We start from the raw sequence: 25,622 nt of genomic DNA, 5'->3' as shown, positions 1-25,622 counted from the left end.
TCTCCTTGACTCACACGCCGCGGGGCGCGGTCTCCACATCCAGTGCCTTGACCCGCATCTCGGTGCCGCCGGTGGCCTGCACCTGGTAGCTGCCGCAGTGCGGACAGGGGTCGTACAAGTAGTCGATCGCCACCGTTTTTGCGCAGGGCAGGCACCAGCCGGTGCCGGCAATGGTATCAACCTCCATTCGTGCGCCCTCGGCGACGCTGCCTTTCATCACCACCTCGAAGCAAAAGCGCAGCGCTTCGATTTCCACCGACGACAATGCACCCACTTCGAGCACCACCGCGTTGACCTTGGTAAAACCCTGGGCAATGGCCGCGTCTTCGACGATGCTGCGGATGCCCTCGGCCAGCGACATCTCATGCATCGGCCACGGCCCCCTCGGTCACGGCCACGTCGTACAGCACGCAGGGGTCGAGCGCCAGCGCCAGCGCGCGCAAACGCCACTCGGCATAGGCCACGTCGGTCGCCGCCCAGCCGGCGCCCTCTTGCTCGAACACGCCACCGGGGCGGAAATTCCACTCGGTGGGCGCAACAATGGCGTAGTCCGCCACCGTGTCACCATCGAGCCGCAACGCATGCAGCAGCACGCCGCGCGCGGTCTCGATGCGCGCCAACGCCCCGCCCCCCGCCAGCGGTGCGACATCCACCAAGGCCGGCATGTCGTCGGGCAGTGGGTGGCGCAGGCGACTGGCGCAGTCGGACATCTCGACCACCCGCGCAAACAAGCGCGCCGCGATCCGGTGGCGCTGCACCACCAGTCGCGCCACCAGCGGGTTGTTCACATGGCGCGCGAGCGGGCCGGTTTCGTAGACATCGCCCGACAAGTGCGGCGCGCGGCAATACGCGGCATCGGGCCAGCCGCCGGGCAAGGCCTCGGCAAATACACTGGCCGGCAGTGGCGCGAGCAGGGGGACAGGATCTTCCAGCGGATCGCTGGCGCCGGCTTCGATCAGGCGGGCCAGCGCATCGCCGATGCTGCCGCTGCGCCGACAGGTATCGGCAAACTCAGTCAGGTTGCGCGGCTCGCGCAGGCTGTTGATGAAACCGGCGAGCAGTTCGCGCGCCACCAGGTCAAGCACCGCGCCGCCGGCCTCATAGGCGCTGCGCGCGTCGGTGGCCTGATCGAGCCGCTTGAGCACAAAGGCAAAACGCGTGCGCTCGGGCTGGCGGCCAAACAGCACCGGCCAGTCGAGCATCAGGCGCCACAGGTGAAGTTTGATGGCTTCGAGGCTGAGCGCGCGTTCGATGTCAGCGGTCATGACAAAGCTGCCGCCGCCGGCGACATCGGCCGCCGCCTTGACCGCCACCCCTTGCGCCACGCCGCACAGGCTGAACACCACCGGCGCGAGGCGCGCGGCCTCGTCCACCGTTTTGCCCACCAGTAGTTGCGCCGCCAGCGGGCGGCTGTTTTCGGCGTGCACGCCGGTCACATGGCCGTCGCTCAATGTGGCCGCCAGATGCAATGGTGCGTTCATGCGCTCGCCCTCCGACCCAGCGCGGTGCGCAAGAACGCACGGCGATCGACTGGTGGCGGTGTCGCCTCCGGCGGCGCGGTCAGCAAACCGACGAGCGCGGCGTCGGCCACCGCCTCGGCCTCGGCCTGATCGGCAAAGTGATTCACCGGCGAAAACAGCGAACAGAATTGATAAGCGCCCAGGCCGGGCTCGCGGCTGCCCATGAAAGTGTAGTCGCCAGACGGAAACGCCCAGTCTTGCGTCTGGCCGACCGACAGCGCGCGAAAGGCGCCGCCGCCGGGCAGCATCAGCACATTGATGGCCCAGGGCGCGACCAGCACCCCGACCCAGTCGCCCTGCCAGGGCCGAAACCCGAGCACCGCCACCGACAAGGCGGGATTGCAGATGGGCAAGCCGGCCATGCGCTCATGGTGGATGCGACGAAACACCGCCTCGACCACCGCGGTCGGGTTTGAATCGTAGGCATTCTCCACGCTGGCCATGTTCACTCCTCGATCACCATGAACTTGTGCCGCGGCGCATCGCAGTTGGGGCACGTCCAGTGCGCCGGCAGATCGGCAAACGGCGTGCCCGGCGGAATCTGCCACACCGGGTCGCCCTCAACCGGATCATATACCTGCCAGCAGATGCCACACTCCAGCGTGGCCGTATCGGCGATGCGTTCATTGTCGCCCAGATAGCTGCCTTCAAACATACTCGTCTCCGCTCGCGCTCAATCCTCGCGCAGCGACTCGATCCACTCGCCGAGCCGCACAATGCTGTCGGCGTAGTCCTCGGCGGCGGCGGGTGCCACATCGGGCAGATCGGTCACCTCGATAGTGTTGAGGATCAGGCTGTCGCTGCTATTGAAGTATTGCACCCACCAGGTGTCGCGCAAGGCGGTGCTCGAAATGCGGCAGTTGCCATAGCCGCGCGACAGAATCACCACCGGCCCCACGCCGAGGCTGACCGACAGATAGCCCAGGTCGTCGGGCGTCATCGGCAGCAGCGTGAGATTGACGATGTGCGCGGGGTCGCCGTCGCGACGGCGGGCGGCGGCGTCGATCAACTCGCGCAGCACGGCGGGCGCGTTCATGGCGCCGGCCGGCGGCGGCTGCACCGGAATGCTGCGCGCCGCCGTGGCACGACACGCGGCCACCACGGCCTCGGGCATGGGGCCAGCTTCGACCCGGTCGACACCGCCCTCGCCCAGCACCCGCCACAGCCCGGCGAACACGGTTTCCTGAATGCGCAGCGGCGCGCCACCGGCCACCGTGGCACTCACCTCGCCCTGACCGAGCGCCTCGTTCACCACTGCACGCACCGGCGCCGGCAGCACACTCAGGTCCACCGACAGGGGCGCACCGAAGCAGGTGGCGTTCATGCGATCACGCAGGGCTTCAAGTTGGGCGATCGCCGCGTCGCGACTGGCCGGGTCGGCCACCTCGGGCCTGCGTGGCGGCATGAAGGCGTTCATCTCGCCGGGCGAACCGATGAAGTCGACTACCTCGTCTTCGTCCTGACTGCCGGGCCCAAAACTGATCACAGGGAAGGGAAAGTCTTTCATGCGGGCGAACCTCCACAGCTGTCGGAGGTGCTGGCTCGCACCGGAATGCCGATGCCCGGCGCGCGCTGCACCTGCGCCTGGCTCATCCGCTCGATGGCCGGACCGAAACTGTCCCAGTCGCGCATGCCTTCGATCACACCGACAAACTCGGCCCCGCGGCGAAACAGCAGTGCCGGAAAACGACGAATGTCATATCGCGCGGCCAAGGCCCGGCTGGCCGCCAGATCGGCCACGGCCGAGATCGGCGGGCTGCGCAGCGTGGCCAGCACCTCGGGTAGCACCACCGCCACGTCCCACACTTCGGGCGCACGCTTAGGGTCATCGACCAACAACACCATGGTAGTGTCATCGGCTTCGGTGGCAAACAGATCGGCCACGTCTTCGGTCAGGGTCGGCAGGCTGTGCTGGTCGCCGAGCCGTTCCAGCAGTTGCGCCAGGCGGTCCAGATCGGGAGCGAGCGCTTGGGTCATTGTGATGATCCTCTCAAGAAGTCAGGCAGTTGGGGTTCGTGATCGAGCAGGTCGGCAAAGGCAGCGTCCAGATCGGCCGGCTCGCCCCGCATCACGGCATCGAGCGCATCGAGCGCGCGTGTGACCGCGTCGGCGCGGTCGGCGTCGATCACCTCGCGCGCGGCGCCAAGAAAGGTCAGCAGCCAGGCGCCGACCGGCTGCCGTCCGGTCAGCAGCAAATCGATCTCGCACTCGCGCCCCCGACGATCGCGGCAGCGCGCGCGGTGCTCGCCTGAGGCGAGCACTTGCATGGGTTCGCCGACACACATCTCAGTGCCGCCGGGCCGTCCCAAGGCACTGAGCAGCCCCCGCGGGGGGCAGCGAGCAACGCGAGCGTGGGGGTCGCTTCACCTCGTGCCGCCGGGCCGTCCCAAGGCACTGAGCAGCCCCCGCGGGGGGGTGAGGCAGGGGTTTCGCGAAGCACTGCTTCGCGCCTGCCGAACGGGTCGGCTGTGCAAAGCCGACCCTCCGCGAGCAACGCGAGCGTGGGGGTCGTGACATCTAGTTAGCCTCCGGAAAGAAGCGCACATCGCCAATGCGGCAGGCGTCTTGCTCGGCCGGGCGGCCATCTTCATACGCCGCGAGCGCCAGCGCCGAGCGGGACACTTCTCGGTGTTTACGCAGCACCGGCTCGACGCCGCGCGCCCGCAGCCAGCTCAGCGCAATCGCTACCGCCTCAGGCACCTGTGCCGCCACTTCAGGGCGCAGACTGCCGCCAAAATCCTCGAGCTCAACGGGCTGCACGCCGATCAGCAAGAGCGACTCGGGGAAGCGGTCGAGCATGCGCGCCGAGGCCAGCACTTCCTGAAACCCGGTCTGGTGCAGACTCATTTTTTTGGCGCCGAGAAACTGCGGCACCTCGTCGCCCTCGACACGCTTCATGGTGCCGGGCGGCAAGCCGTAGTCGACCGCGTCAAACACCAGCAGGTGTCTGGCCTCGGTCACGAAGGGCAGCAGGTACAGCCCCTGCGTGCCGCCGTCGAGCACGGTCACGTTGGCGGGCAGCGCCCACGCCGCGTTCAGCGCCTCCACACAGCGCACGCCAAAACCCTCGTCGGCCCACAACAGGTTGCCGATACCGAGGATCAGAATGGAGTCCTGACTGGCCATTGTCCTGCCTCAACTGATGTCACATGAGGCGTTACAACGCAGGCTTCGTGCCAGCGCCACCCGCGCACCGGGATACACGAAAAATCAGTGACTTGGCGGGCAGACGCGCGGATAACTGGCGGCGCGCGCCAGAGAATTTCGCCAACTCGGCTTTCACAGCGGAAACAAGGTATCCACCCGACAGCGCGGGCTTTCGCGCCGCGACGCTCAGTCCGTCCAGACCAGCGGCAATCCGCCCTCGGTACGCTCGGCCGACACCACCTCAAAGCGCAGCATGCGCCCGGGCCGGGTGGGTGCCTCGTCGGGCGCGGGCAGCCAGTCGATTTGTGCTCGCACCGCCAGTTGCAGCAGTGATTGCGACGTGTAGTCGATGAAAAGCAACCCGGCCTGCGGATTGAGTTCGAGGTTGCCCAGCGTGTTGAAGAAGCGGTTGCCGGGGTAGTCCAGCACGCTCAGTGTGTTGCCGATCACTTCGACAAACCCCGCCTCACCGCCGCGGTGAGACACATCCACGCCATGCGCGGGCGCCGCCTGGTTGGCGGCTTCGGGGTGAGCGGTGGCGATATAGAAGGTGTCGGCGGCGGCGACGATACGCCTCGCTGCCTCATCCCAGCCCTGCATCACGCGCGGCGTGCCGGTGAGCGGTGACAAGTCGGCGCGGCGCGGGTGAATGTATTTGGGGCAGTTGCCAAAGCTTTGCGTCACGCGCATGCGCACGCGGCCGTCGCCGGCGCCGACGATGACGCCGTTCGCGCGGTTGCGTCGGCGGGTGTGGGCTTCGATGCCGAGCAGGCCCAGTTGCGCGCCCGGCGCAAAGCACCCGGCAAGGCCCTCGCCAACCAGTCCGTCGCCCTGCCACTCAAGATGTGCGTCATCCACCGCCGACATGAAGCCCGGTGCGCCGGTCAGCAAACCGGCGCGCGGAACCCCTTGCGCGTCGAGCACGCCAAGCAGCACAAACGGCAGTTGCGCGAAAAAGGCCTGATGCTGCTCAGGCAGGGCGCCTCGAATGAAGCGCTCGCCAACCGACAACACGGCATCGCCAAACCCGGCCCGTTGCTGGATGGCGCGCTCGCCCGCATGAAAGGCTGACATCGTCGCGCTCAGTTCAGCGGCGTGGCCGGCATGCCGACGAAGTTCGGCAAGGCCTCGATGCGGGCCAGCCAGGCGCACAGATGCGGATAGCCCGCCAGCCCCACGCCGCCTTCGGGCGCATGGGCGGTGTAGCTGTAGCAGGCGATGTCGGCAATCGTTGGCGCCTCGCCGACGAGGAAAGACGAGTCGGCCAGCGCGGCATCCAGTGTCGCCAGCAGCGCGTGGCTGCGCTCGACCAGGACGGGGTCGGGTCGGTTCTTGCCGAACACCACATGAATGCGCGCCATGGCCGGGCCAGCTGCCAGCGGCCCCGCAGCCACCGACAGCCAGCGCTGCACCCGCGCGGCGCCGACGGGATCGGTCGGCAGCCACTGCGCATCGCCGTAACGCGTGGCGAGATAGACCAGAATAGCGTTCGAATCGGGCAGCGTCAGGGCGCCGTCCTGCAAGACCGGCACCTGGCCGAGCGGATTCATGGCCAGAAACTCGGGCCGCTTGTGTGCGCCACCGAGCAAATCCACTTCAATGTGTTCATGGGGCAGCCGCAGCAGCGACAGGAACAGGCTGACGCGATGACTATGACCGGACAGCGTCAGCCCGTGAAGGCGGATGTCGGGGGCGGTTTTTTCGGACATGGAAACGGCTCCAGTGGATCGATGCGGTCTATTGTGAGGCCGTTAGCCAACGAAATAAATTCATTAAACCGAACTTGATTACTCCGATTTTCGGAGCAATCATGGCGCATGGATCAACTCAAACACATGCGCCTTTTTGTGGCCATCGCCGACGGCGGCAGCCTCACCGCGGCGGCGCAGACGCTGGACACCTCACTCCCGTCCGTCGTGCGCGGGCTCGCCACGCTGGAGGCGCACCTGGGCGTGCGGCTGTTCAATCGCAGCACCCGGCGCATCGCGCTCACCGACGAAGGTCGCCGTTATCTGCTCGATTGCCGGCAGGTGCTCAGCGCGGTGCACGAGGCCGAGGCCGCGGTGCGCGCCGACGTCACCGAGCCGACCGGCCATCTGCGCATCACTGCGCCGGTGCTGTTCGGGCAAATGTATGTGGCGCCGGCGGTCAATCGCTTCGTCGCGCGGCACGACGGGGTCAGCGTCGAGCTGATATTGCTCGACCGGGTGACCAACCTGGTCGAAGAAGGCTTCGACGCCGCGATCCGCATCGGCCCGCTGGAAGACTCGTCGCTCATCGCGCAGACGGTTGGCATGGTGCGTCAGGTGGTCGCCGCCAGCCCCGAGCATCTCAAGCGTCACGGCACGCCCGCCCACCCGCGCGACTTGCGCCACGCCGAGTGCATTCGCTTCACCGGCAGCAGCGCACCGACCTGGGTCTTCACGGACAAGGGGCGACGCATTCAGGTGCCGATCAATGGCCGGCTCAGCTTCAACCACGGCGCGCCGGCCATTGCGGCCTGTCGCGACGGGCTGGGCTTTGGCAGCTTTCTGTCGTATCAGATTGCGCCGGATGTCGCGCACGGCCGGCTCGCCGTCGTGCTGGCCGAGCATGAACTCCCGCCCCGCCCGATCAGCGTCATCTATCCTCACGCACGCCTGCTGCCGGCGCGCACCCGGGCGTTCATCGACAGCATGCGCGACACGCTGGCGGGGTTCTCAAGCCAGGCCTGACACGACCGGCAATAGTTGCCGCCCACGCCCCGGACGCCGCCCTAATAATTCATAGGGCATGAGCATTCGTCCGCTCGATGGCGCAAATACCCAGTCAGGCGGCCACAGCTTTACATTCCTTTACCCAGCTTTACCCAAAGCGCCCGCAAGTCTGGGCCCGACTGGCCGCAGATTTGCATAGCAAGACTGTCGTCCCGCACATAACACCACGGGCCGACCAGGCGCGCCGGCTTGGCGCCTGTCGATGACTTCAAGGGAGAAAGCCATGATAGGAACGGTAGGATCCACAAGCACGCAAGCTTGGGGCAATCAGGTTTCCGGTCAGCAGAACCGGCCGCCGCCACCCGACTTCGCGAAGATGTTCAGCGCGATCGACGGTGACAGCGACGGCATGGTGACCGAAACCGAATTGAGCCAAGCCTTGCAAGGCAGCGGTTCGACGCAGGACAGCGACGACATTGCGTCCTTGCTGTCTTCGCTGGACACCGACGGCGACGGCAGCGTCGGTCAGAGCGAGTTCACCACCGCCATGGAGAGCGTACTGGGCCAGTTGCAGGCGCAGGCAGGAATGAGCGGCATGCGCCCGCCACCGCCACCACCGCCCGACGCGTCGGAGATGTTCTCGTCAATCGACGCCGACAGTAGCGGCAGCATCACCAGCACCGAGCTGAGCAGTGCGTTTGCTGCGCAGGCGGAGGCGACGGGTCGAAGCGGCCCGAACGCCGACGACTTCCTGGCGCGCTTTGACAGCGACGGGGACGGCAGCCTGACCGAAGCGGAGCTGACGGCCGGGATTGAAGCCGGGCCGCCGGGCCGTGGCGGGCCGCCGCCGGGAGAAGGCGCAGATGAGGCATCGAACAGCAGCCAGTTCATTGCCAACGTACTGCGCCACTATCTTGAAAGCGCGAGTTTGGGCCTGACATCGTCGACGTCCAGCCTGGACACCAGCGTCTAGTCCTTGCGCCACCCCCGTGGACCGGCAATCTTTGCCGGTCCGCGTTCGAAGGGCGCACACAGCCCCAGCCCCCGAAGCATCAACTTCACTCGACCGCCGCCATTTTTCGCCAGGCCTGATGCACATCCCACACGGACTGCATCACCATCCACAGCGTCGGGTCGGTATGAAAGTAGCGCCCAAGGCGCACGGCGGTGTCCGGCGTAAAAGCGCGGCGACCGCGCACAAGCTCATTCACCCGGCGACGCGAGATCCCCAGCGCGCGGGCCAGCGCGTCTTGCGAAATCTGCGCGGGGCGCAGAAAGCGGGATTCAAGAAAACGCCCCGGATGCAGCGGAGTGCGACCGGGGCGGGAATGCCCCGACCGCGCAATACTTGTCGAGCCAGAGAGGATGGAGAGCGACTGAGCCACGCGGGTGCTCGCTCAGTCCTTGAACATCCGCCAGCCGCTGATCATGGTGGAGATCAGGCTCTGCCGGCTCATGATGTCTTCACGAATTGCGGCGTAGATGTGCACCGCCGCAAAGCTGACGGTAACCCACATGCCCAGCCGGTGCCAGCTATGCACCTGCATGCTGTTGCCGCCCACGGCCGTCATCACCCAACCAAACATCTGCGAGGCCCAACTGCCCTCGCCGAGGCCTTCGCCGTACAGCGCGAAGCCGGTGCAGATCATGTACACCGCGCCAATGGTGAAGAACAAAAACATCATCAGCTGCGCGAGCGGGTTGTGGCCGACATACTTCTTCGGCTCTTTGACCAGAAACAGATACCAGCGCAACTCGTAAAACACCTCGCTCCACCACGTCATGTTCCACACCGGCAGGATGAAAATTTGCCGCGCGTGGTGGTTGCCGACACAGGCCCAGTAGAGGCGGCCGATGAAGCCGATGGCAAAAATATAGGCTGCGGCAAAGTGCGCGAAGCGGATATAGCCCATCAAAAAGCTGTCGCTGGCCTCGCCCGGCACCGAGGGCAGCGGCAGGCCGATGAAATAGCCGGTGATGGCAAGCACGGTGATGGCCAGGGCGTTGATCCAGTGCCACAGGCGCAGCGGCGCCTCGTACACATAGACCGCCTTGACCATCCGCGCGCTGCGTTCGGCTTCGAATTGATCTTGTTCAGCGAGCATCTTTCTTCTCCTTGGGAGAGGCGTCCCGTAGGGCGGATAAGCAAAGCGCATCCGCCGGAGATGGCGGCGGTGGGGCACGAACGGCGGATGCGCCTTTGGCTTATCCGCCCTACGCCCCATCGCCCATCACAAATCACCGCACTTTGACCTGCGCCATTTCCTGCCCGTCCGGACTCATCACATGCGTCGAGCAGGCCAGGCAGGGGTCGAAGGAGTGCAGCGTGCGGAGGATCTCCAGCGGCTGGTCGGCCACCGCCACCGGGGTGTTCATGAGCGATGCCTCGAAGGCGCCGATCTGCCCCATGCTGTCGCGCGGGCTGCCGTTCCAGGTGGTGGGCACCACGGCCTGATAGTTCTCGATCTTGCCGTCGCGAATCTTGATCCAGTGCCCCAGCGCGCCACGCGGCGCTTCGGTAAAGCCCACGCCCTTGGCTTCTTTCGGCCAGCGGGAGGGGTCCCACTTTTCGATGTTGGCGGTGTTGCTGTCGCCGGCCTTGATGTTGGCCATCAGCTTGTCGAAGAAGTAGCGCATCTTGTGCGCGGCCCACGAGGCTTCGAGCCCGCGCGCGGCGGTGCGGCCGAGCGTGGAGAACAGCGCCTCGAGCGGCAGGCCGAGGTCGGTGAGCAGCTTGTCGGTCGGCTCCTTGAACTCGGGATTGTTCTGCACGTAGCCGATGATGTAGCGCGACAGCGGGCCGACCTCCATGGCGTGGCCCCGCCAGCGCGGCGCCTTGATCCAGGAGTACTTGCCCTCCTCGTCCAGCGACTTGATGTTGGTCTTGGTGCCCTGGGTTTTCGGGCCGAGCGTAAAGTTGGGCTCGGTCTCGCCATCCCAGGGGTGCAGGCCTTTGCTCTCGTCGGCGTACTTGTACCAGGAGTGATCGACAAACTCCTGGATTTCCGACGGGTCGCGCAGATCGACTTCGTGGATTTTGCTCAGATCGCCATTGATGATCGCGCCGCGCGGCAGCATCAGATTGCTGGCCGAGAAGTCGTTGGCACGGTCCGGGATGTCGCCGTAGGACAGCACCGACATACTCGACAGGCCGCCGCCGTAGGTCCAGTCCTTGTAGAAACTGGCGATGGCTTTCAGGTCGGGCACATACACCTGGTCGATGAACTCAATCGAGCGGTCGATGATGCTCTTGACCAGATTCAGTCGCTCCATGTTGATCGCGCCGACCGCGCCGGTGCCATCCATGTTGATCGCACAGGGCATGCCGCCGACCAGCCAGTTGGGGTGCGGATTCTTGCCGCCGAAAATGGTGTGGATCTTGACGATTTCTTTCTGGAAATCCAGCGCTTCCAGGTAGTGCGTCACCGCCATCAGGTTGGATTCGGGCGGCAGCTTGTAGGCCGGGTTGCCCCAGTAACCGTTCATGAAGGGGCCGAGCTGGCCCGACTCGACAAACTTCTTCAGCCGGTTCTGGATATCGCGGAAGTAACCCGGCGAGGACATCGGCCAGTTCGAAATGCTCTGCGCCAAGGCCGAGGTGGCTTTCGGGTCGGCGGAGAGCGCGCTCACCACATCCACCCAGTCCAGCGCATGCAGGTGATAGAAGTGCACCAGATGGTCATGCACCTGCAGGCACAGCTGCATGATGTTGCGGATCGAGTTCGCGTTGTCGGGGATCTCGATGCCCAGCGCGTCTTCGACCGCGCGGCACGAGGTCAGCGCGTGCGTGCCGGTGCACACCCCGCAGATGCGCTCGGTAAAGGCCCAGGCATCGCGCGGATCTCGCCCCTTGAGAATCACCTCCAGCCCCCGCCACATGGTGCCAGTCGACACCGCGTTGCGAATCACGTTGTTGTCGTCGAGGTTCACCTCGACCCGCATATGCCCTTCGATCCGTGTGACCGGATCGACCACCACCCGCTTGCCGGTGTTGTCGAGCTTGAAGCCCTGCGTCTCATACACACCCATGATCAGTCCTCTCCCTTCGGCGTATCGATGCCCGTCTTCTGACGGGCGCGGGCCAGCGCGGTCACCGCGGCGTGAGCGGCAATTGATGCGCCCACCACCCCGGCGGCGGTCGCGCCCACGGTGTCGGCATTGGCTTCGACGCCGAATTGCTTGATATCGGTGACGCGGTCGTAGAACGAGCCCTTGTCCCAGAAACCGTCTTCCGAACAGCCGATACAGCCGTGGCCCGACTGGATCGGGAAAGACACCCCCTCGTTCCAGCGCACCGTCGAACAGGCGTTGTAGGTGGTCGGGCCCTTGCAGCCCATTTTGTAAAGGCAGTAGCCCATGCGCGCCTGATCGTCGTCCCATTGCTCGACAAACTGGCCGGCATCAAAGTGCGGGCGGCGATAGCATTTGTCATGAATGCGCTGACCGTAGAACATCTTCGGCCGGCCCTGGCGATCGAGCTCGGGCAGCTTGTCGAAGGTCAGCATGTAGGTCACCACCGCCGTCATCACCTCGGCGATCGGCGGGCAGCCCGGCACCTTGATGATCGGCTTGTCGAAGATCACCTTGTGCACCGGCGTCGCACGCGTCGGGTTCGGCTTGGCCGCCTGCACACAGCCCCAGGAGGCACACGAACCCCAGGAGATGATCGCCTTGCAGTCGGCGGCAGTCTCCTTCAGCTTCTCAATAAACGGCCGGCCGCTCTGAATACAGAACATGCCGTCCTCATTCAGCGGCGGATTCCCCTCCACCGCCAGAATGTAGTTGCCCTTGTACTTGCGCTTCACCTCTTCGAGGATCGCCTCGGCCTGATGCCCGGCCGCCGCCATCAGCGTGTCGTCGTAATCGAGCGACAGCATCGACAACACCACATCCTTGGTCAGCGGATGCGCCGAGCGGATGAAGGATTCAGAACAACAGGTGCATTCCAGCCCGTGCAGCCAGATCACCGGCGTGCGCGGCTTGGTCTCCAGCGCATGCGCAATCTTCGGCGCAAACGCCGAACCCAGCCCCAGCGAGGTAGCGGTCAGCGAACAGAACTTGAGAAAACTGCGGCGCGTAATGCCCTGCCGGCGCAGTACCTCGTAAAAGGTGTCGGTCATCGGGGTGTCTCCCTCGTTGGTCTTGTTGACCCCGCCCGCGGACGCGCGGCGGAACATCGGGAAACACCATCACAAGAAGCGTGCCACGGGCCATCGAAGAAAAAAAACCTGTGGAATCAATCGCCTTGCGCATACAACGCGAAATTGGAAAAACGCCGATTGGAAAGCGGGTTTCCATGTTCCGCAAAAAGTCGGGAAGGCCTCATCCGCACCCCAACAGCACGCCCCCCCCTCGCGCTCGCGGCCAGACGGCGCATGGCAAGCATGCTGCTGCAATAGCTGCCGCAAGAGGATTTCTACCGTGAACGACAATTGAGTAAGCGATGCGCTCGGCGAGCGTCTGCCCTCTCCGCGCACCGTCGAAAAAACTTACACATGGTGTCCAACGAGATCCGCGCAGCGCAAGACATCGGCATCAAATACTTGATCCGCATCGCTTTATGCAAAAGCGGTACAAGTATTGCTTACCCAATTCGCCGACTGCGGGGCAAAACAACGCTCTTGCCCCCGTGGCGATTTTTTACCCAACCAAACGCCTGCGGCGAGTATCTCGCCAGCTTGCAAAAAGGACGCTCCATGAAGAAAAAACTGCTCGCATCAGCCGCCGTTGCGCTGACCGTGTCCGCCACCCCGGCATTCGCGCTGCCGGGTTTTGACATCGTCATCAACTTCCTCGGCACGGGTGACACCCAGCCCTCTTGGGGAACCGGCGCACCGACGGATTTCTCGCAGATCCAGAAAGATGCCTTCGAAAGCGCGGCATTGTTCTGGGAGAGCAAGATCTCCGGCTACCAGGGCAGCATCAGCATCCCGACCTTCACCATCACCGCCGCATTTGCGCCCGAAGACGGTGAGTACAACTCGCTGGCCTACGCGGGCCCCGACACCGTACGGACCCAGGATGGCTTTACCGTCCCCGTCAGCGGCTTCATGCAGTTCGACTCCCAAGACTGGGGGCCGGGCGACACGCCCTTCACCCGCGGCGAACTCCTACTTCAGGAGTTTACCGACTCCGTTCAGCACGAAATGGCCCACGCCCTCGGCTTCGGCACCTTGTTTACTGACAACGGCGTGGTCACCGGCAACCAATACACCGGCGCACTTGCGGTCGCTGCATTCAATCAGGAGTTCGGCCAGAACGTGACTGGCATCCTGCTCGAAAACGGCGGGGGTCACTGGTCCGAGTGCTGGCGCGCGCAGGTCAATGGCGATCCGAACTGCATTGATGATCAGAGCAACGCGAATGCCACCAACGATCTCGAGCTGATGACGCCGTACGCCGTCGCGAATGCGACCTTCAGCAACACCACGCTCGCGGCCTTCCGCGACATCGGCTACACCACGGTGAGCCCGGTGCCGGAACCCGAAACCTGGCTGATGATGCTTACCGGCCTGGCCGGGCTTGGCGCAGTGAGTCGTCGTCGCCGCGCAGCCTGATCGTGTCACCCGGCTTGCGGTGCGCAGAAAATATCCCGCACACTGCAAGCCGGCCTGAGCGCTCATGTCGTTTTAAGGACTTTCTGTTGCCACTGACACGCATTGCCCGCCAGCTGGTTATTCTTTGTGCCTACTTGCTGATGCTGGGTGCCAGTACGACGCTACGCGCGAACGATATTCGGGACTGGAATCTGGGCACAGACCCTGCTGCGATCATCCTCAGCTTCGACGTCTCGGGCGGCCAGCGCCCGCGCTCGGCCGAAGGCCCCCTCCTTGAAATCGCCGCCTCCGGCGCCGCCAGCGCACGCGCGCAACAGCCCGGTCAGCCCCGGGTGACAGTGCAACTCTCCGCCAAGGCACTTGCCGCGCTGCTCGACACCGTCGTCACCGAACTCGGCGCACTTGAGATCGACACCGATGCGATTCACGCGGCCATCGCGGCGGCCGACAAACCGCCGCTGCGCATCGCCGACGCGTCGACCACCTCGCTCACCCTGACTCTGGGTAACAAACGTCACAGCATCTCGGTGTATGCGCTACCGCAACAGGCCAGCCAGCACCCCGGCATCGCCGCACTACAACGTTTCCACGAGATTGCCCGCCACTTGCGCGAAAAAGCCGCCGCACTCAATACGCCGGCCAAATAACGCCGCTTGGTGGACGGCTGTGCGCCACGCGAAAAAAAGAGCGGCAATCCTCTTGCCGCCCGCCTCACCACCCACGACACAAGCCATCAATGCCTGGACGTCGCCGCCAGCGCCGCGCCGGCGGTCACAAACAAGCCGCCAAACACCCGGTTCTGCAAGCGTTGCGCCCGCACATCGGCGAGCCACGGGCGAAACCGGGTGGCGAGCAGTGAGTAGCACGACATCACAAACACATCGACGACCACGGTGGTGGCGCACAGGATGAGGAATTGCAGCCACTGGTTGCCGGCGGGGTCGATGAACTGCGGCACCAGCGCGGCCATGAAGATGATGGCTTTCGGGTTGGTGAGGTTGATCAGGACGGCGGTGCGAAACAGATGCTTGACCTCGATGGCCGTGGTGGTCGACACCGGCTCGCCCGCGCTTCGCCATTTCTGAATGCCCAACCACACCAGGTAGGCCGCGCCACAGATTTTCAAAATCAGAAACGCCGTCGCCGAGGTGGCCAGCACCGCGCCGAGGCCAGCCGCAACAATGGCGAGTTGTATCACCAGCGCCACCTGCAGACCGGCGATGGATTGAAGCGATACGCGATAGCCGTAACGCAGCCCCACGCTCATGCTCACCACTGCGCCGGGCCCCGGCGTGACCGAGATGATGATGGATGCGACCAGAAAGGCCAGCCAGACCTGCCACGCCATGAATGCTGCTCCAAAAGAAAAAGTTGCCGAACCGTCGGCACACCCTCAACAATGCCGTGAAGTGCCATGGAGAACAAGATGCTGACGATTTACGGTTGCCCCAACTCCCGCTCGCTGCGCGCCGTCTGGGCGCTGGAAGAGGCCGGCGCCGAATATGACTATGTGTTTGTCGATTTGTTCAAGGGGGCCGGACGCGCGCCGGAATTTCTCACCATCAACCCCGGCGGCAAGGTGCCGGCGCTGCGGCTGGACGACGACAGCATCATCACCGAGACCGGCGCCATCGCGCTGTGGGCGGCCGAGCACTACCCCACCGCCGACCTGTTGCCGGCCGACCCCACCGAACGCGCGCAGGCCTGGCGCTGGCTGTGCTTCGGCCTGACCGAGCTCGATCAGCCGCTATGGACCATCGCCAAGCACCGATTTGCCCTGCCCGAAAAACGCCGCGTGCCGGCCATCGAAGACACGGCACGCTGGGAGTTTGAAAAAGCCGCCGCCCTGCTCGCGGCGCGACTGGACGACACCCCGTGGTTGGCGGGCGAACACTTCAGCATTGCCGACATCATCGCCAGCCACTGCCTGGCATGGGCGAAATCGGCCAAACTGTCTCTGGAGGGCAGCACGCTGCCGGCCTATCTTGAGCGCTGTCTGGCACGCCCGGCGGCGCAACGCGCGCTGGCGCGCGAAGCCGCTGCAAAAGGAAAAGCCCAATGACACCGACCACCGCACTGGCCCTGGCGGGCGCAGTTTTTGTTCTGGCGGTAACGCCTGGCCCGGCCGTCGCCAGCATTACCGCTCGCACGCTGGGCGCGGGTCTGGGCGCGGCGCTGTGGCATGTGGCCGGCATCGCGATGGGCGACATCGTGCTCATCGCACTGGCCTGCCTGGGCATGAGCACGCTGGCGCAGCACTACGGCGAGGTGTTTCTGGCGGTGAAATGGATCGGCGCGGCCTATCTGGTCTGGCTTGGCATTGGCGCCTTTCGCAGCGACGACACGCCGCCGGCCGAATTGCCCATCCGCCCGCCGACCAGTCACCACAAGGATGCGCTTGCCGGCTTGCTGACCACGCTGGGCAACCCGAAGCCGATCCTGTTTTATGCGGCGTTTTTGCCGACCTTTGTGGATCTGGCCAACATCACCGCCATCGACTTTGTTCTGGTGTGTGCCATCGCCTGCTCGATGGTCTTCGTCGTGCTGGCGGGCTATGCCCTGCTGGCCGCACGGGCACGCCGCTTGTTGCGCGACCGCCGCACCGTGCGCGCCATGAACCGGGCCTCAGGCGCGGTGCTGGTCGGTACTGGCGTGGTCATTGCCAGCCGTAGCTAGTGCCGGTTCGGCCGGCGGCTCGTCCGACACACAGGGCTTGCCCCAAACAACGCTTTGGTAGTCAAAGCCCCCGTCGATCGTCGGCTTGATGATCGCAAAATAGGGGGAGATATCGAAGTCTCGCGGAGTGAACAGGCTGTGGTGGCGCGCCCGCAGGACCTCGGTTTCGCAGGTGTTGCAATGCGCCGGGTCGCCCGGGCGCGATGGCCGGGTATAAACGGCGGGCAGAATCGGGTACCCGATGCTCTGAAAAGCCTGGGCGATCAAGGTGGAGCAAATCGCGCGGGTCGGCTCACCGCTGCCCATTGACAGCAGATTGCGCCGAAAGCGCGTCGGCACCGGCGGCGTTGGCAGCAGATAACGCGCCAGATCAAAAATGTTCTTCAGATCATATTGATGGCCGATTCGCGCCACCGCAAAGGCAATCAGCGCCAGTCGGTCGGTGTCTGTCAGCCCCACCGGGCGGCAGATGCGGGTGTGCATGCCATCGTATTTCGACAGCGACACTGCCACCACGCCGTGCTCGGTGTCGGCCTCGATCAAGACCAGCGGATCGCTATCCGGGCCGGTCACCACGCCGGGGCCGATATACAGCGCCGCATGCGACCAGGTCGACTGGGTGAGAAACTTGATGGCGGCGCTGATGCGCCGGTTGCCTTCGACCAGCAGGATGTCACCCGGCAACAGCGTTTGCTGCAAACGCGCCGCTGAATGCGTGGCCAGCGGCGTGTAGGACGGCAGCTCGGCATTGAGATAGCCCGCCAGCAGTCGGCCGATGCCTCGCAGTATCCGGTTTGCCATCGACTCCCCTTTGGTTCAGGCGCACGCGGTCACATTACAACGGATCGCCCCACTCTGACGAACGCCGAGGCGCCGCTGCGGCGGCGTCGCCCGGCGTGTCGCACCACCCGCAAGCGGCGACGAACTGCCGGGTGGGCGAGCGCGGCGGTCACCGGCAGACGCAAACCGCCTCGCCAGCGCGCCTGCGGCAATTCCCCCTCTTGCTGTCGCACCCAAAGCTGACGATGCATCACCGCCATCAACACGGCCTGCACCGCCATCGCCACACCGGCGACGACAAACAGCACCCAGGCCTGACTTTCGGCCAGCGCGGGATGCAATACATCGCCAAAGATGGCAATCAGCAAGGCGACCAGAAAATTGACGACGGCCACCAGGCCGGCGGCGGCAATCGCCAGCGGCCAGAGTTTCTCCAGCGTGGCTTTGGACGGCTGTTCGGTGGGTGGCATGGGCATGCTCCACGGTGATCGCTCGTACATGGTCAGAGGCGATCCCGGGGGCGAGGTTCCCGCCTGCGCCGCAGGCATGCGATCAGTCGTGCGGGGATCCGCATCCAAGGCCGGATGAATCCGGCCCTACGAAGGGCCTTAAACGGTAGGGCCGGATTCATCCAGCCGCAGGCGGTCAAACGCGATGTCAATCCAAGGCGCCACCAAGCACCGAAAATAACAAAGCCGCCCGGAGGCGGCCTTGTTAGTGAAGCGTAAACCCCGATCAGCGCTGGACTTGCGTCACATCGCGCACCGCACCGGTGTCGGCGCTGGTGGTCAGCGCGGCATAGGCTTGCAGGGCCGCCGAGACCACGCGCTCGCGGCCGACCGGCTTCCAGGCATCCGCGCCCTTGGCGTCCATCGCCGCACGGCGGGCCGCCAGCGTGGCATCGTCAATTGCCAGCTTGATGCCGCGATTGGGGATGTCGATCTCGATGCTGTCGCCTTCCTCGATGAGGCCGATCGCGCCGCCACAGGCCGCCTCGGGGGAGGCGTGGCCGATCGACAGACCGGAGGTGCCGCCCGAGAAGCGCCCGTCGGTCAGCAGCGCGCAGGCTTTGCCCAGGCCTTTCGACTTGAGATAGCTGGTCGGGTAGAGCATTTCCTGCATGCCGGGGCCGCCCTTGGGGCCTTCGTAGCGGATGACGACCACGTCGCCGGCCACCACCTTGTCGGTCAGGATGGCGTGGACCGCGGCGTCCTGGCTCTCGAACACGCGGGCGCGCCCGGTGAAGGTCCAGATCGATTCATCCACACCGGCGGTTTTGACGATGCAGCCTTTTTCCGCGATGTTGCCGTAAAGCACGGCCAAGCCGCCCTCCTGAGTGAAGGCGTTGGCCTTGTCGCGGATCACGCCGTGGCTGCGATCCATGTCGAGTTCGTTCCAGCGGCGGTCCTGACTGAAGGCCACCTGCGTGGGCACGCCACCGGGCGCAGCGCGGAAGAAGTCGAACACCTTGTTGTCGTGCGCCTGCATCACATCCCAGCGCGCCAGAGCATCCTTGAGCGTTTTGCTGTGCACCGTGTGGGCGTTGCTGTGGAGCAGACCGGCGCGGTCAAGCTCGCCGAGAATGCCCATGATGCCGCCGGCGCGATGCACGTCTTCAATGTGCACATCCGACACCGCCGGCGCCACTTTGGACAGGCACGGCACCTTGCGCGAAATGCGGTCGATGTCCTTCATGGTGAAGTCGACCCCGGCCTCGCGCGCCGCCGCCAGCAGGTGCAGCACGGTGTTGGTCGAGCCGCCCATGGCCACGTCGAGGGTGATCGCGTTTTCAAAGGCTTCAAAGGTGGCGATATTGCGCGGCAGCGCGGTCTCGTCGTCCTGCTCGTAATAGCGGCGCGCCAGCTCGACGATCTTGCGACCGGCGGTCAGGAACAGCTGCTTGCGATCGGCATGCGTCGCCACCACCGTGCCGTTGCCCGGCAGCGACAGACCCAGCGCCTCGGTCAAGCAGTTCATGGAGTTGGCGGTAAACATGCCGGAGCATGAACCACAGGTCGGGCAGGCGGAACGCTCAACGGCCGCGACTTCTTCGTCCGACACGCTCTCGTCGGCGGCTTTGACCATGGCGTCGACCAGGTCCAGCGAGATGACCTTGTTGTCCCACTTGACCTTGCCGGCCTCCATCGGGCCGCCGGAGACGAAGATCACCGGAATATTGAGGCGCAGCGCGGCCATCAGCATCCCCGGGGTGATCTTGTCGCAGTTCGAGATGCACACCATGGCATCGGCCGTGTGGCCGTTCACCATGTATTCAACCGAGTCGGCGATCAGGTCGCGCGAGGGCAGGCTGTAGAGCATGCCACCGTGGCCCATGGCGATGCCGTCGTCGATGGCGATGGTGTTGAATTCCTTGGCCACACCGCCGGCCGCTTCGATCTCGCGCGCCACCAGCTGGCCCATGTCTTTCAGGTGCACATGGCCCGGCACAAACTGGGTGAAGCTGTTGACCACCGCGATGATCGGTTTTTCGAAATCGCCGTCCTTCATGCCGGTCGCCCGCCACAGGGCGCGGGCGCCTGCCATGTTGCGGCCGGCGGTGGAAGTGCGTGAACGGTACTGGGGCATCGGATTTGTCTCCTGAAACTGTGGCCATCGTGCGTAGCGAAACATTGTAGCGCGACGCCGGTATTTCCGGATGTTCTGCGTCGCGCACGGATCACCCCGCGCCGCCATCCCCATGACATAATGCACGGTTGTTATCAACACTACAGCGCGGCAAGATGACGCTGTAACATCGCTCCACTACACTGTAGCCCAGCATGAACCGCCCTTCAGACTTCAGCGCCTCCACCGGGCGCACCGCCAATACCATGCCCGACGCCCGCGCCGAACGCTGGTCCCGACTGCAGCAGGCCGCCCACCAACAGGCCGGCCGCCATCTGCGCGAGCAGTTCGCCACCGACCCCGCCCGAGCCGAGCGCATGTGTGTGCGCAGCAACGGCATCTTCATCGACTACAGCAAGAACCGGCTCGACGACGCCGACCTGCAGCAGCTCTTCGCCCTGGCCGACGCCTGCGATCTGCGCGGCGCGATTCACGCCATGTTTGCCGGCGAGCGCATCAACAGCACCGAGCACCGCGCCGTGCTGCACACGGCCCTGCGCGCACCGGCCACGGCCGAGATCCGGGTCGACGGTCACAACGTGGTGCCCGACATCCAAGCCGAACTTGCCCACATGGCCGGGTTTGCCGAGCAGGTGCGCAGCGGCCAGTGGCTCGGCCACACCGGCGAGCCCATCACCAATATCGTCAACATCGGCATCGGCGGCTCCGACCTCGGCCCGCGGCTGGTCTGCGACGCGCTGCGCCCGATCGGCCACCCGCGCCTGCGCACGCATTTTGTGGCCAACGTCGACGCCGGCCGACTCAACGGCCTGCTGCGCCAGCTTGACCGCCGCACCACACTGTTTGTCATCTGCTCGAAGAGCTTCACCACCCAGGAAACCCTCACCAACGCCAGCAGTGCGCGCGCCTGGTTTCTGGCGGGTGGCGCCACCGAGGCCGACATCCGCCGCCACTTTGTCGCGGTGTCGACCCACACCGAGGCGGTCCGCGCCTTCGGCATCGACCCGGCCAACATGTTTGGTTTCTGGGACTGGGTCGGTGGGCGCTATTCGCTGTGGTCGGCGGTCGGACTGAGCATCATGCTGCAAGTCGGGCCCGAGGCCTTCGGCGAGCTGCTCGCCGGCGCGCACGCCATGGACGAACACTTCCGCACCGCGCCCTGGTCGCAGAATCTGCCCGTGCTGCTGGCACTGCTCGGCGTGTGGTATGTGAATGGTTTTGGTGCGGCAACGCACATGGTCGCCCCCTACGATCACGGTCTGCGTCAGCTGCCGGGCTTCCTGCAACAGCTCGACATGGAAAGCAACGGCAAGCAGACCACCCGCGACGGTCAGCCCGTGGGTCGGGCGACCGGGCCGGTGGTGTGGGGCAACAGCGGCATCAACGGTCAGCACGCCTTCTACCAGTTGCTGCATCAGGGCTCGCAGCTGGTGCCAGCCGATTTTGTCGCCACCTTGCACAGCCCCGACAACACCCGGCCGCACCACGACATCGTGCTCGCCAACTGCATCGCTCAGGCGCAAGCCTTGATGATGGGCCGCACGCCCGACGAAGCCCGCGCCGAGATGATGGCCGAGGGCCTGTCGGCCGAGCGCATCGCCGAATTGCTGCCCCACCGCTGCTTTGAGGGCAACCGCCCGACCAATATCATCCTGCTCGATGCGCTCACCCCACGCACCCTGGGCGCACTGCTGGCCATGTACGAACACAAGGTGTTCACCCAGGGCGTGCTCTGGAATGTGAACAGCTTCGACCAATGGGGTGTCGAACTCGGCAAGCAACTGGCGCGACGCATCGAATCAGCCTTTGCCAGCGGACAGTCCCCGGCGGGCGCCGACAGCTCCACCTGCCAGCTCATCGACCTGGCACGCGCCGCCCTGGCCGCACGCGACGACGACAGCGCCACGCGTTAGCCGCGAGCGATCCGCTATCATGGCAAGCTGCGCCATAGCCGGAACCGCTCCATGACCGATACCACCGAATCGACCGAAGGTTTTGATCTCAGCCAGAACGAAGCCCGCGTGCTGGCTGTGCTGATCGAAAAAAGCTTCACCACCCCCGATCAGTACCCTCTGAGCATCAACGCCATCACCACCGGCGCCAACCAGCTCACCGGGCGTGAGCCGGTCATGCAACTGGACGAATCCGAAGTCAGCGAGGCGATCAGCCAGTTGCTGGCGCGCGGACTGATCGGTCGCTACGAGGGCGCCCGGGTGGTCAAGTACGAACACCGCATCCGTCTGCGCCACTCGCTGCCGCCCGCCGAGCAGGCCATCATGGCGCTGCTGATGCTGCGCGGCCCGCAAACCGCCGGCGAGTTGCGCAGCCGCAGCGAGCGCATGCACCGCTTCGAAGACATCCCCACCTTGCAGGCCGCCCTCGAACACCTGGCGGAAAAATACCCGCCCATGGTGCTCGCCCTGCCGCGCGCGCCCGGCACCAAGGAAACCCGCTACGCCCACCTGATGTGTGGCGAAGTCGATGTCGCCAGCGTGATGGCCGCCACGGCCCACGCCGCGCCGGGTGGTCTCGCCGCACGGGTCGAAACACTCGAGTCCGAAGTCGCCGCCCTGCGCGCCGAACTGCATCAATTGAAAATCAGCCTGGGCGAAGCCGACTGAACGCATGCTGACCTACCCGCAAATTGACCCGGTCGCCTTCTCCGTCGGCCCGCTCTCTGTTCACTGGTATGGCCTGATGTACCTGATCGCCTTTGTCCTGTTCATCGGACTCGGGCGATGGCACATCAAGCGTCGGCCCGAGCTGGGCTGGACGGCGCAGCAACTCGACGACCTGCTGTTCTATGGCGTCATCGGCGTCGTCGTCGGCGGTCGACTGGGCGAAGTGTTGTTCTATCAACCGGGCTACTACTTCGACCATCCGCTCGAAATTCTCGCCACCTGGAAAGGCGGCATGAGCTTTCACGGCGGCTTCCTCGGCGTGCTGGTGGCCATGTGGCTGTATGGGCGCAAGCACAACAAAGGCTTCTGGCAGATCACTGACTTCATCGCGCCGCTGGTGCCTACCGGACTGGCGGCCGGACGCGTTGGCAATTTCATCAATGGCGAGCTGTGGGGCCGGGCGGCCGACCCCTCGCTGCCGTGGGCCATGGTCTTTCCGCATGTCGACACGCTGCCCCGCCACCCCTCCCAGCTCTATCAGGCGGCCGGCGAAGGCCTGCTGCTGTTTGCGCTGCTGTGGTGGTATGCCCGCGCACCGCGGCCGCTACGCGCCACCTCGGCCGTGTTCCTGATGGGCTATGGCGTGCTGCGCTTCATCATGGAGTTTTTCCGCACACCCGACCCCGGCATCTTCAGCGCACTCGGCGGCGGCTTGTCCACGGCACAATGGCTGTGCGTGCCGATGATCCTGATCGGCATCGCGATGATGATCCACGCCAGGCGCCAGGCGGCCCACTGAACCGCCACGGCGCCGACCGGTCACACTGAACCTGCACCACTGAGCACGAGAGGAACGCATGGCTCCCAATATCGTCACGCGCAGTCTGGAGCGAATGCGCGACATCATCTCCTGGGGCGGCAAGTCGCAGGCGCATCTTGAAGCGCTGGATCTCGACCGCCTGCGCGCGCAAATGCGCGACTGCGCCGAAGGCACCGGCGGCGAGGTCTCCACCCGTCAGCGTGCGGCGCGTCTGGCCCACACCTATCTCGAACTGGACGACGATGGCCGCCATGCCTTCTTGCGCATGATCGCCCTCGAGTTCGGCCCCGACCCGGCCCGGGTCGCGGAGGCCCACGCGGTCTACCAGCGCAAGATCGGCACCGCCGAACAATGGGACGCCGAAGCGAAGCTGCGCGGCGCCATGCGTTCGCAGCGCATCCGCATCCTCACCCAGTTCAACGCCATCCCGGCCGGGGTCAAATTCCTGGTCGATCTGCGCGCCGACCTGCTGCGTTTTCTCAAGGACGACCCGGAGCTCAAAGCCCTCGACCGCGAACTCGAAGCGCGGCTCAATGCCTGGTTCGACGTCGGCTTTCTCGAGCTGCGCCGCATCACCTGGGAGAGCCCCGCCGCCCTGCTCGAAAAGCTGGTGCAGTACGAAGCGGTGCACGAGATCCGTTCCTGGACCGACCTCAAGAACCGCCTCGACACCGACCGCCGCTGCTACGCCTTCTTCCATCCGCGCATGCCGCTGGAACCGCTCATTTTCGTGGAAGTGGCGCTGGTGGACGATCTGGCCGACAACGTCCAGAAACTGCTCGACGAAATGGCGCCGGTGGCCGACAACGCGCGCGCCAACACCGCCATTTTCTATTCGATCAGCAACACCCAGGTGGGCTTGCGCGGCGTCTCGTTTGGCAACTTCCTGCTCAAGCGGGTAGTGGATGACCTCAAGCGCGACCTGCCCGGCCTCAAGCAATTTGCCACGCTGTCGCCCATCCCGCGCCTCAAGGACTGGGTGCGCGCCCACCCCGAGGCCCTGGCCGACGCCTTCACCGATGCCGACTGGAAGAAACTCGCCCCACTCGGCATCGAGGGGCCAGCCTCGGCCGGCTTCCAGAGCCTGCTTGACGACAGCTGCCCGTGGCTTGAACAACCCGGCCTGCCCGCCGCGCTCAGCGCGCCGCTCACCCGGCTCGCCGCGCGCTACCTGTGCCATGCCAAATCGCGCGGCGCGCCTTTCGATCCTGTGGCGCGCTTCCACCTCGGCAACGGCGCGCGCGTCGAACGCCTGAACTGGATGGCCGACTCTGCCGAGCGGGGCATGAGTCAGTCCTTTGGCTTGATGGTCAATTACCTCTACGACCCCGACCGCATCGAAAGCAATGTCGAAGCCTACGTGGCCGATGGCGCCATCGCCGCCTCAGGGTCGATCAAGCGCCTGGCCAAGCTGTGATCCGGCGGGGCCATGCGCCCCGCCCAGGTCTCAAACGATTTTGACCGCCAGCGTCGCCACCCCGGCGACGCCGCCGCTGAGCACGTCGCCACGACTCACCGCGCCCACGCCCGCCGGCGTACCGGTCATCAGCAAATCACCCGGCTTGAGTTCAAAGTAACGCGACAGCCCCGCCACCGCCTCGGCCACCGACCAGATCATGTCGGACAGATCGCCACTCTGGCGGCGCGCCCCGTTCACATCCAGCCAGATTTCGCCGGCCGCCGGATGCCCGGTGTCGCTCGCCGGGCGCAAGGCCGAGATCGGCGCGGCATGGTCGAAAGCCTTGCCGATCTCCCAGCTACGCCCCTGCGCCTTCATCTGGCCCTGCAGGTCGCGGCGGGTCATGTCCAGCCCCACGCCATAACCCCACACATGATCGAGCGCATCCGCCACGTCAATGTCGCGCCCGCCGCGGCCAATGGCGGCCACCAGTTCGATCTCGTGATGCAGATCGGTGGTGATGGTCGGATACGGCCAGCCCACCGGCGCCTCGCCCGTCACGGCAAAGGCCGCATCGGCCGGCTTGCAGAAAAAGAAGGGCGGCTCGCGGTCGGGCGAGCCGCCCATCTCGCGCGCGTGGTCGGCGTAGTTTCGGCCGATGCAATAGATGCGGCGCACCGGAAAACGGTCGGCGCTGCCAGCGACCGGCAGGCTGGCTTGATCGGGGGCGGCAATCACGAAAGACATGGTGGTTCCTGACGGCAATAAGTGAGGGTTTCGACTATACCTGCCCGCTTGCCCGCCCGACACCACACAACGC

At 65.2% G+C, this 25,622-nt stretch carries 29 protein-coding genes; 10 read left to right on the top strand and 19 right to left on the bottom strand.

Annotated features, from left to right (window positions below):
* Positions 1–10: 10 nt before the first annotated feature.
* The 10 genes from hypA to FHP89_RS17885 form a co-directional block, all read right to left on the bottom strand.
* Positions 11–370 carry a hydrogenase maturation nickel metallochaperone HypA gene (hypA, locus tag FHP89_RS17930; RefSeq protein WP_144173919.1) on the bottom strand — a complete coding sequence of 120 codons (360 nt, stop codon included), beginning with the start codon at positions 368–370 and terminating at the stop codon, positions 11–13.
* Positions 363–1,481, bottom strand: a complete 1,119-nt coding sequence (locus FHP89_RS17925; protein ID WP_144173921.1) for a hypothetical protein — start codon at positions 1,479–1,481, stop codon at positions 363–365. The genes hypA and FHP89_RS17925 overlap by 8 nt, the downstream gene beginning before the upstream one ends.
* Positions 1,478–1,963, bottom strand: coding sequence for a [NiFe]-hydrogenase assembly chaperone HybE (hybE, locus tag FHP89_RS17920; RefSeq protein WP_144173923.1), 486 nt, complete (start codon positions 1,961–1,963; stop codon positions 1,478–1,480). The genes FHP89_RS17925 and hybE overlap by 4 nt, the downstream gene beginning before the upstream one ends.
* A gap of 2 nt (positions 1,964–1,965) precedes the next feature.
* Entirely contained in the window at positions 1,966–2,175 is a 210-nt protein-coding gene (locus tag FHP89_RS17915; protein ID WP_144173926.1) for a rubredoxin, read from the bottom strand.
* An 18-nt stretch (positions 2,176–2,193) separates the two neighbouring features.
* Positions 2,194–3,027, bottom strand: coding sequence for a hydrogenase expression/formation protein (locus FHP89_RS17910; protein ID WP_144173928.1), 834 nt, complete (start codon positions 3,025–3,027; stop codon positions 2,194–2,196).
* Positions 3,024–3,497 (bottom strand): hydrogenase, encoded by a 474-nt coding sequence (locus tag FHP89_RS17905; RefSeq protein WP_144173930.1) that lies wholly within the window; start codon positions 3,495–3,497, stop codon positions 3,024–3,026. The genes FHP89_RS17910 and FHP89_RS17905 overlap by 4 nt, the downstream gene beginning before the upstream one ends.
* Complete coding sequence (gene hypC / locus FHP89_RS17900) at positions 3,494–3,805, bottom strand: HypC/HybG/HupF family hydrogenase formation chaperone (protein WP_144173932.1); 312 nt, start codon at positions 3,803–3,805, stop codon at positions 3,494–3,496. The genes FHP89_RS17905 and hypC overlap by 4 nt, the downstream gene beginning before the upstream one ends.
* A gap of 232 nt (positions 3,806–4,037) precedes the next feature.
* A complete protein-coding gene (locus FHP89_RS17895) occupies positions 4,038–4,646 on the bottom strand; it encodes a HyaD/HybD family hydrogenase maturation endopeptidase (protein ID WP_144173934.1) in 609 nt (202 codons plus the stop codon).
* A gap of 207 nt (positions 4,647–4,853) precedes the next feature.
* Positions 4,854–5,741, bottom strand: coding sequence for a pyridoxamine 5'-phosphate oxidase family protein (locus FHP89_RS17890; protein ID WP_144173936.1), 888 nt, complete (start codon positions 5,739–5,741; stop codon positions 4,854–4,856).
* A gap of 8 nt (positions 5,742–5,749) precedes the next feature.
* A complete protein-coding gene (locus tag FHP89_RS17885) occupies positions 5,750–6,376 on the bottom strand; it encodes a glutathione S-transferase family protein (protein ID WP_144173938.1) in 627 nt (208 codons plus the stop codon).
* Positions 6,377–6,484: 108 nt separating this feature from the next.
* On the opposite strand from FHP89_RS17885, the gene FHP89_RS17880 reads away from it, so the two are divergent.
* Together FHP89_RS17880 and FHP89_RS17875 are read left to right on the top strand one after the other, a co-directional pair.
* On the top strand, positions 6,485–7,381 hold the full coding sequence (locus tag FHP89_RS17880) for a LysR family transcriptional regulator (protein WP_144173941.1): 897 nt from the start codon (positions 6,485–6,487) through the stop codon (positions 7,379–7,381).
* Positions 7,382–7,739: 358 nt separating this feature from the next.
* On the top strand, positions 7,740–8,336 hold the full coding sequence (locus tag FHP89_RS17875) for an EF-hand domain-containing protein (RefSeq protein ID WP_186300196.1): 597 nt from the start codon (positions 7,740–7,742) through the stop codon (positions 8,334–8,336).
* Between the two features lie 85 nt (positions 8,337–8,421).
* On the opposite strand, the gene FHP89_RS17870 is transcribed toward FHP89_RS17875, so the two are convergent.
* The 4 genes from FHP89_RS17870 to FHP89_RS17855 all read right to left on the bottom strand — a co-directional run bounded on the left by FHP89_RS17870 (position 8,422) and on the right by FHP89_RS17855 (position 12,483).
* Positions 8,422–8,748, bottom strand: a complete 327-nt coding sequence (locus FHP89_RS17870; protein WP_144173945.1) for a HigA family addiction module antitoxin — start codon at positions 8,746–8,748, stop codon at positions 8,422–8,424.
* A gap of 12 nt (positions 8,749–8,760) precedes the next feature.
* Positions 8,761–9,468 carry a Ni/Fe-hydrogenase, b-type cytochrome subunit gene (cybH, locus tag FHP89_RS17865; protein WP_144173947.1) on the bottom strand — a complete coding sequence of 236 codons (708 nt, stop codon included), beginning with the start codon at positions 9,466–9,468 and terminating at the stop codon, positions 8,761–8,763.
* Positions 9,469–9,601: 133 nt separating this feature from the next.
* Positions 9,602–11,392 carry a nickel-dependent hydrogenase large subunit gene (locus tag FHP89_RS17860; protein WP_144173950.1) on the bottom strand — a complete coding sequence of 597 codons (1,791 nt, stop codon included), beginning with the start codon at positions 11,390–11,392 and terminating at the stop codon, positions 9,602–9,604.
* Between the two features lie 2 nt (positions 11,393–11,394).
* Positions 11,395–12,483 (bottom strand): hydrogenase small subunit, encoded by a 1,089-nt coding sequence (locus FHP89_RS17855; protein ID WP_144173952.1) that lies wholly within the window; start codon positions 12,481–12,483, stop codon positions 11,395–11,397.
* Positions 12,484–13,059: 576 nt separating this feature from the next.
* Here FHP89_RS17855 and FHP89_RS17850 point away from each other — a divergent pair.
* Positions 13,060–13,920 (top strand): PEP-CTERM sorting domain-containing protein, encoded by an 861-nt coding sequence (locus FHP89_RS17850; RefSeq protein ID WP_186300197.1) that lies wholly within the window; start codon positions 13,060–13,062, stop codon positions 13,918–13,920.
* An 86-nt stretch (positions 13,921–14,006) separates the two neighbouring features.
* A complete protein-coding gene (locus FHP89_RS17845) occupies positions 14,007–14,567 on the top strand; it encodes a hypothetical protein (protein ID WP_144173956.1) in 561 nt (186 codons plus the stop codon).
* A gap of 86 nt (positions 14,568–14,653) precedes the next feature.
* On the opposite strand, the gene rhtB is transcribed toward FHP89_RS17845, so the two are convergent.
* A complete protein-coding gene (rhtB, locus tag FHP89_RS17840; protein WP_144173958.1) occupies positions 14,654–15,268 on the bottom strand; it encodes a homoserine/homoserine lactone efflux protein in 615 nt (204 codons plus the stop codon).
* A gap of 78 nt (positions 15,269–15,346) precedes the next feature.
* Here rhtB and FHP89_RS17835 point away from each other — a divergent pair, with 78 nt between their 5' ends.
* Complete coding sequence (locus FHP89_RS17835) at positions 15,347–15,982, top strand: glutathione S-transferase family protein (RefSeq protein ID WP_186300198.1); 636 nt, start codon at positions 15,347–15,349, stop codon at positions 15,980–15,982.
* Complete coding sequence (locus tag FHP89_RS17830; protein ID WP_144173963.1) at positions 15,979–16,596, top strand: LysE family translocator; 618 nt, start codon at positions 15,979–15,981, stop codon at positions 16,594–16,596. Before FHP89_RS17835 ends, FHP89_RS17830 begins: the two co-directional genes overlap by 4 nt.
* Here FHP89_RS17830 and FHP89_RS17825 read toward each other — a convergent pair.
* The 3 genes from FHP89_RS17825 to ilvD all read right to left on the bottom strand — a co-directional run bounded on the left by FHP89_RS17825 (position 16,546) and on the right by ilvD (position 19,962).
* Positions 16,546–17,397 carry a YiiX/YebB-like N1pC/P60 family cysteine hydrolase gene (locus tag FHP89_RS17825; protein WP_144173971.1) on the bottom strand — a complete coding sequence of 284 codons (852 nt, stop codon included), beginning with the start codon at positions 17,395–17,397 and terminating at the stop codon, positions 16,546–16,548. The two genes, FHP89_RS17830 and FHP89_RS17825, sit on opposite strands and share 51 nt — an antisense overlap.
* A gap of 29 nt (positions 17,398–17,426) precedes the next feature.
* The gene (locus tag FHP89_RS17820; protein WP_144173981.1) at positions 17,427–17,846 is read right to left on the bottom strand and encodes a hypothetical protein; all 420 of its coding nucleotides are present in this window, start codon (positions 17,844–17,846) and stop codon (positions 17,427–17,429) included.
* 265 nt (positions 17,847–18,111) lie between these two features.
* Positions 18,112–19,962: a dihydroxy-acid dehydratase gene (gene ilvD, locus FHP89_RS17815; RefSeq protein WP_144173987.1), complete on the bottom strand. Its 1,851-nt coding sequence runs from the start codon at positions 19,960–19,962 to the stop codon at positions 18,112–18,114.
* A 194-nt stretch (positions 19,963–20,156) separates the two neighbouring features.
* On the opposite strand from ilvD, the gene pgi reads away from it, so the two are divergent.
* From pgi to FHP89_RS17795, 4 genes are read left to right on the top strand one after another with little or no spacing between them, the layout of a single operon-like run.
* Positions 20,157–21,875 (top strand): glucose-6-phosphate isomerase, encoded by a 1,719-nt coding sequence (pgi, locus tag FHP89_RS17810; protein WP_260851666.1) that lies wholly within the window; start codon positions 20,157–20,159, stop codon positions 21,873–21,875.
* A 51-nt stretch (positions 21,876–21,926) separates the two neighbouring features.
* Positions 21,927–22,583, top strand: coding sequence for a YceH family protein (locus FHP89_RS17805; protein ID WP_144173989.1), 657 nt, complete (start codon positions 21,927–21,929; stop codon positions 22,581–22,583).
* A gap of 4 nt (positions 22,584–22,587) precedes the next feature.
* Positions 22,588–23,382 carry a prolipoprotein diacylglyceryl transferase gene (lgt, locus tag FHP89_RS17800; RefSeq protein WP_144173991.1) on the top strand — a complete coding sequence of 265 codons (795 nt, stop codon included), beginning with the start codon at positions 22,588–22,590 and terminating at the stop codon, positions 23,380–23,382.
* A 58-nt stretch (positions 23,383–23,440) separates the two neighbouring features.
* Positions 23,441–24,820: a malonyl-CoA decarboxylase gene (locus FHP89_RS17795; RefSeq protein WP_144173993.1), complete on the top strand. Its 1,380-nt coding sequence runs from the start codon at positions 23,441–23,443 to the stop codon at positions 24,818–24,820.
* Positions 24,821–24,850: 30 nt separating this feature from the next.
* Here FHP89_RS17795 and FHP89_RS17790 read toward each other — a convergent pair whose 3' ends face one another.
* Positions 24,851–25,549, bottom strand: a complete 699-nt coding sequence (locus FHP89_RS17790; protein ID WP_144173995.1) for a fumarylacetoacetate hydrolase family protein — start codon at positions 25,547–25,549, stop codon at positions 24,851–24,853.
* Positions 25,550–25,622: the final 73 nt, after the last annotated feature.

The sequence above is a fragment of the Denitromonas ohlonensis genome, assembly GCF_007625205.1.
Taxonomy (GTDB): Bacteria; Pseudomonadota; Gammaproteobacteria; order Burkholderiales; family Rhodocyclaceae; genus Nitrogeniibacter; species Nitrogeniibacter ohlonensis.
The sequence above is the reverse complement of the archived record's forward strand: the minus strand, read 5'-3'. Positions and strand labels throughout refer to the sequence as shown.

Excerpts from the sequence above, each read along its gene's own strand:
- hypA (WP_144173919.1), bottom strand. The coding sequence starts at position 370 with ATGCATGAGATGTCGCTGGCCGAGGGCATCCGCAGCATCGTCGAAGAC.
- FHP89_RS17925 (WP_144173921.1), bottom strand. The coding sequence starts at position 1,481 with ATGAACGCACCATTGCATCTGGCGGCCACATTGAGCGACGGCCATGTG.
- hybE (WP_144173923.1), bottom strand. The coding sequence starts at position 1,963 with ATGGCCAGCGTGGAGAATGCCTACGATTCAAACCCGACCGCGGTGGTC.
- FHP89_RS17915 (WP_144173926.1), bottom strand. The coding sequence starts at position 2,175 with ATGTTTGAAGGCAGCTATCTGGGCGACAATGAACGCATCGCCGATACG.
- FHP89_RS17910 (WP_144173928.1), bottom strand. The coding sequence starts at position 3,027 with ATGAAAGACTTTCCCTTCCCTGTGATCAGTTTTGGGCCCGGCAGTCAG.
- FHP89_RS17905 (WP_144173930.1), bottom strand. The coding sequence starts at position 3,497 with ATGACCCAAGCGCTCGCTCCCGATCTGGACCGCCTGGCGCAACTGCTG.
- hypC (WP_144173932.1), bottom strand. The coding sequence starts at position 3,805 with ATGTGTGTCGGCGAACCCATGCAAGTGCTCGCCTCAGGCGAGCACCGC.
- FHP89_RS17895 (WP_144173934.1), bottom strand. The coding sequence starts at position 4,646 with ATGGCCAGTCAGGACTCCATTCTGATCCTCGGTATCGGCAACCTGTTG.
- FHP89_RS17890 (WP_144173936.1), bottom strand. The coding sequence starts at position 5,741 with ATGTCAGCCTTTCATGCGGGCGAGCGCGCCATCCAGCAACGGGCCGGG.
- FHP89_RS17885 (WP_144173938.1), bottom strand. The coding sequence starts at position 6,376 with ATGTCCGAAAAAACCGCCCCCGACATCCGCCTTCACGGGCTGACGCTG.
- FHP89_RS17880 (WP_144173941.1), top strand. The coding sequence starts at position 6,485 with ATGGATCAACTCAAACACATGCGCCTTTTTGTGGCCATCGCCGACGGC.
- FHP89_RS17875 (WP_186300196.1), top strand. The coding sequence starts at position 7,740 with ATGTTCAGCGCGATCGACGGTGACAGCGACGGCATGGTGACCGAAACC.
- cybH (WP_144173947.1), bottom strand. The coding sequence starts at position 9,468 with ATGCTCGCTGAACAAGATCAATTCGAAGCCGAACGCAGCGCGCGGATG.
- FHP89_RS17860 (WP_144173950.1), bottom strand. The coding sequence starts at position 11,392 with ATGGGTGTGTATGAGACGCAGGGCTTCAAGCTCGACAACACCGGCAAG.
- FHP89_RS17855 (WP_144173952.1), bottom strand. The coding sequence starts at position 12,483 with ATGACCGACACCTTTTACGAGGTACTGCGCCGGCAGGGCATTACGCGC.
- FHP89_RS17850 (WP_186300197.1), top strand. The coding sequence starts at position 13,060 with ATGAAGAAAAAACTGCTCGCATCAGCCGCCGTTGCGCTGACCGTGTCC.
- rhtB (WP_144173958.1), bottom strand. The coding sequence starts at position 15,268 with ATGGCGTGGCAGGTCTGGCTGGCCTTTCTGGTCGCATCCATCATCATC.
- FHP89_RS17835 (WP_186300198.1), top strand. The coding sequence starts at position 15,347 with ATGCTGACGATTTACGGTTGCCCCAACTCCCGCTCGCTGCGCGCCGTC.
- FHP89_RS17830 (WP_144173963.1), top strand. The coding sequence starts at position 15,979 with ATGACACCGACCACCGCACTGGCCCTGGCGGGCGCAGTTTTTGTTCTG.
- FHP89_RS17825 (WP_144173971.1), bottom strand. The coding sequence starts at position 17,397 with ATGGCAAACCGGATACTGCGAGGCATCGGCCGACTGCTGGCGGGCTAT.
- FHP89_RS17820 (WP_144173981.1), bottom strand. The coding sequence starts at position 17,846 with ATGCCACCCACCGAACAGCCGTCCAAAGCCACGCTGGAGAAACTCTGG.
- ilvD (WP_144173987.1), bottom strand. The coding sequence starts at position 19,962 with ATGCCCCAGTACCGTTCACGCACTTCCACCGCCGGCCGCAACATGGCA.
- pgi (WP_260851666.1), top strand. The coding sequence starts at position 20,157 with ATGAACCGCCCTTCAGACTTCAGCGCCTCCACCGGGCGCACCGCCAAT.
- FHP89_RS17805 (WP_144173989.1), top strand. The coding sequence starts at position 21,927 with ATGACCGATACCACCGAATCGACCGAAGGTTTTGATCTCAGCCAGAAC.
- lgt (WP_144173991.1), top strand. The coding sequence starts at position 22,588 with ATGCTGACCTACCCGCAAATTGACCCGGTCGCCTTCTCCGTCGGCCCG.
- FHP89_RS17795 (WP_144173993.1), top strand. The coding sequence starts at position 23,441 with ATGGCTCCCAATATCGTCACGCGCAGTCTGGAGCGAATGCGCGACATC.
- FHP89_RS17790 (WP_144173995.1), bottom strand. The coding sequence starts at position 25,549 with ATGTCTTTCGTGATTGCCGCCCCCGATCAAGCCAGCCTGCCGGTCGCT.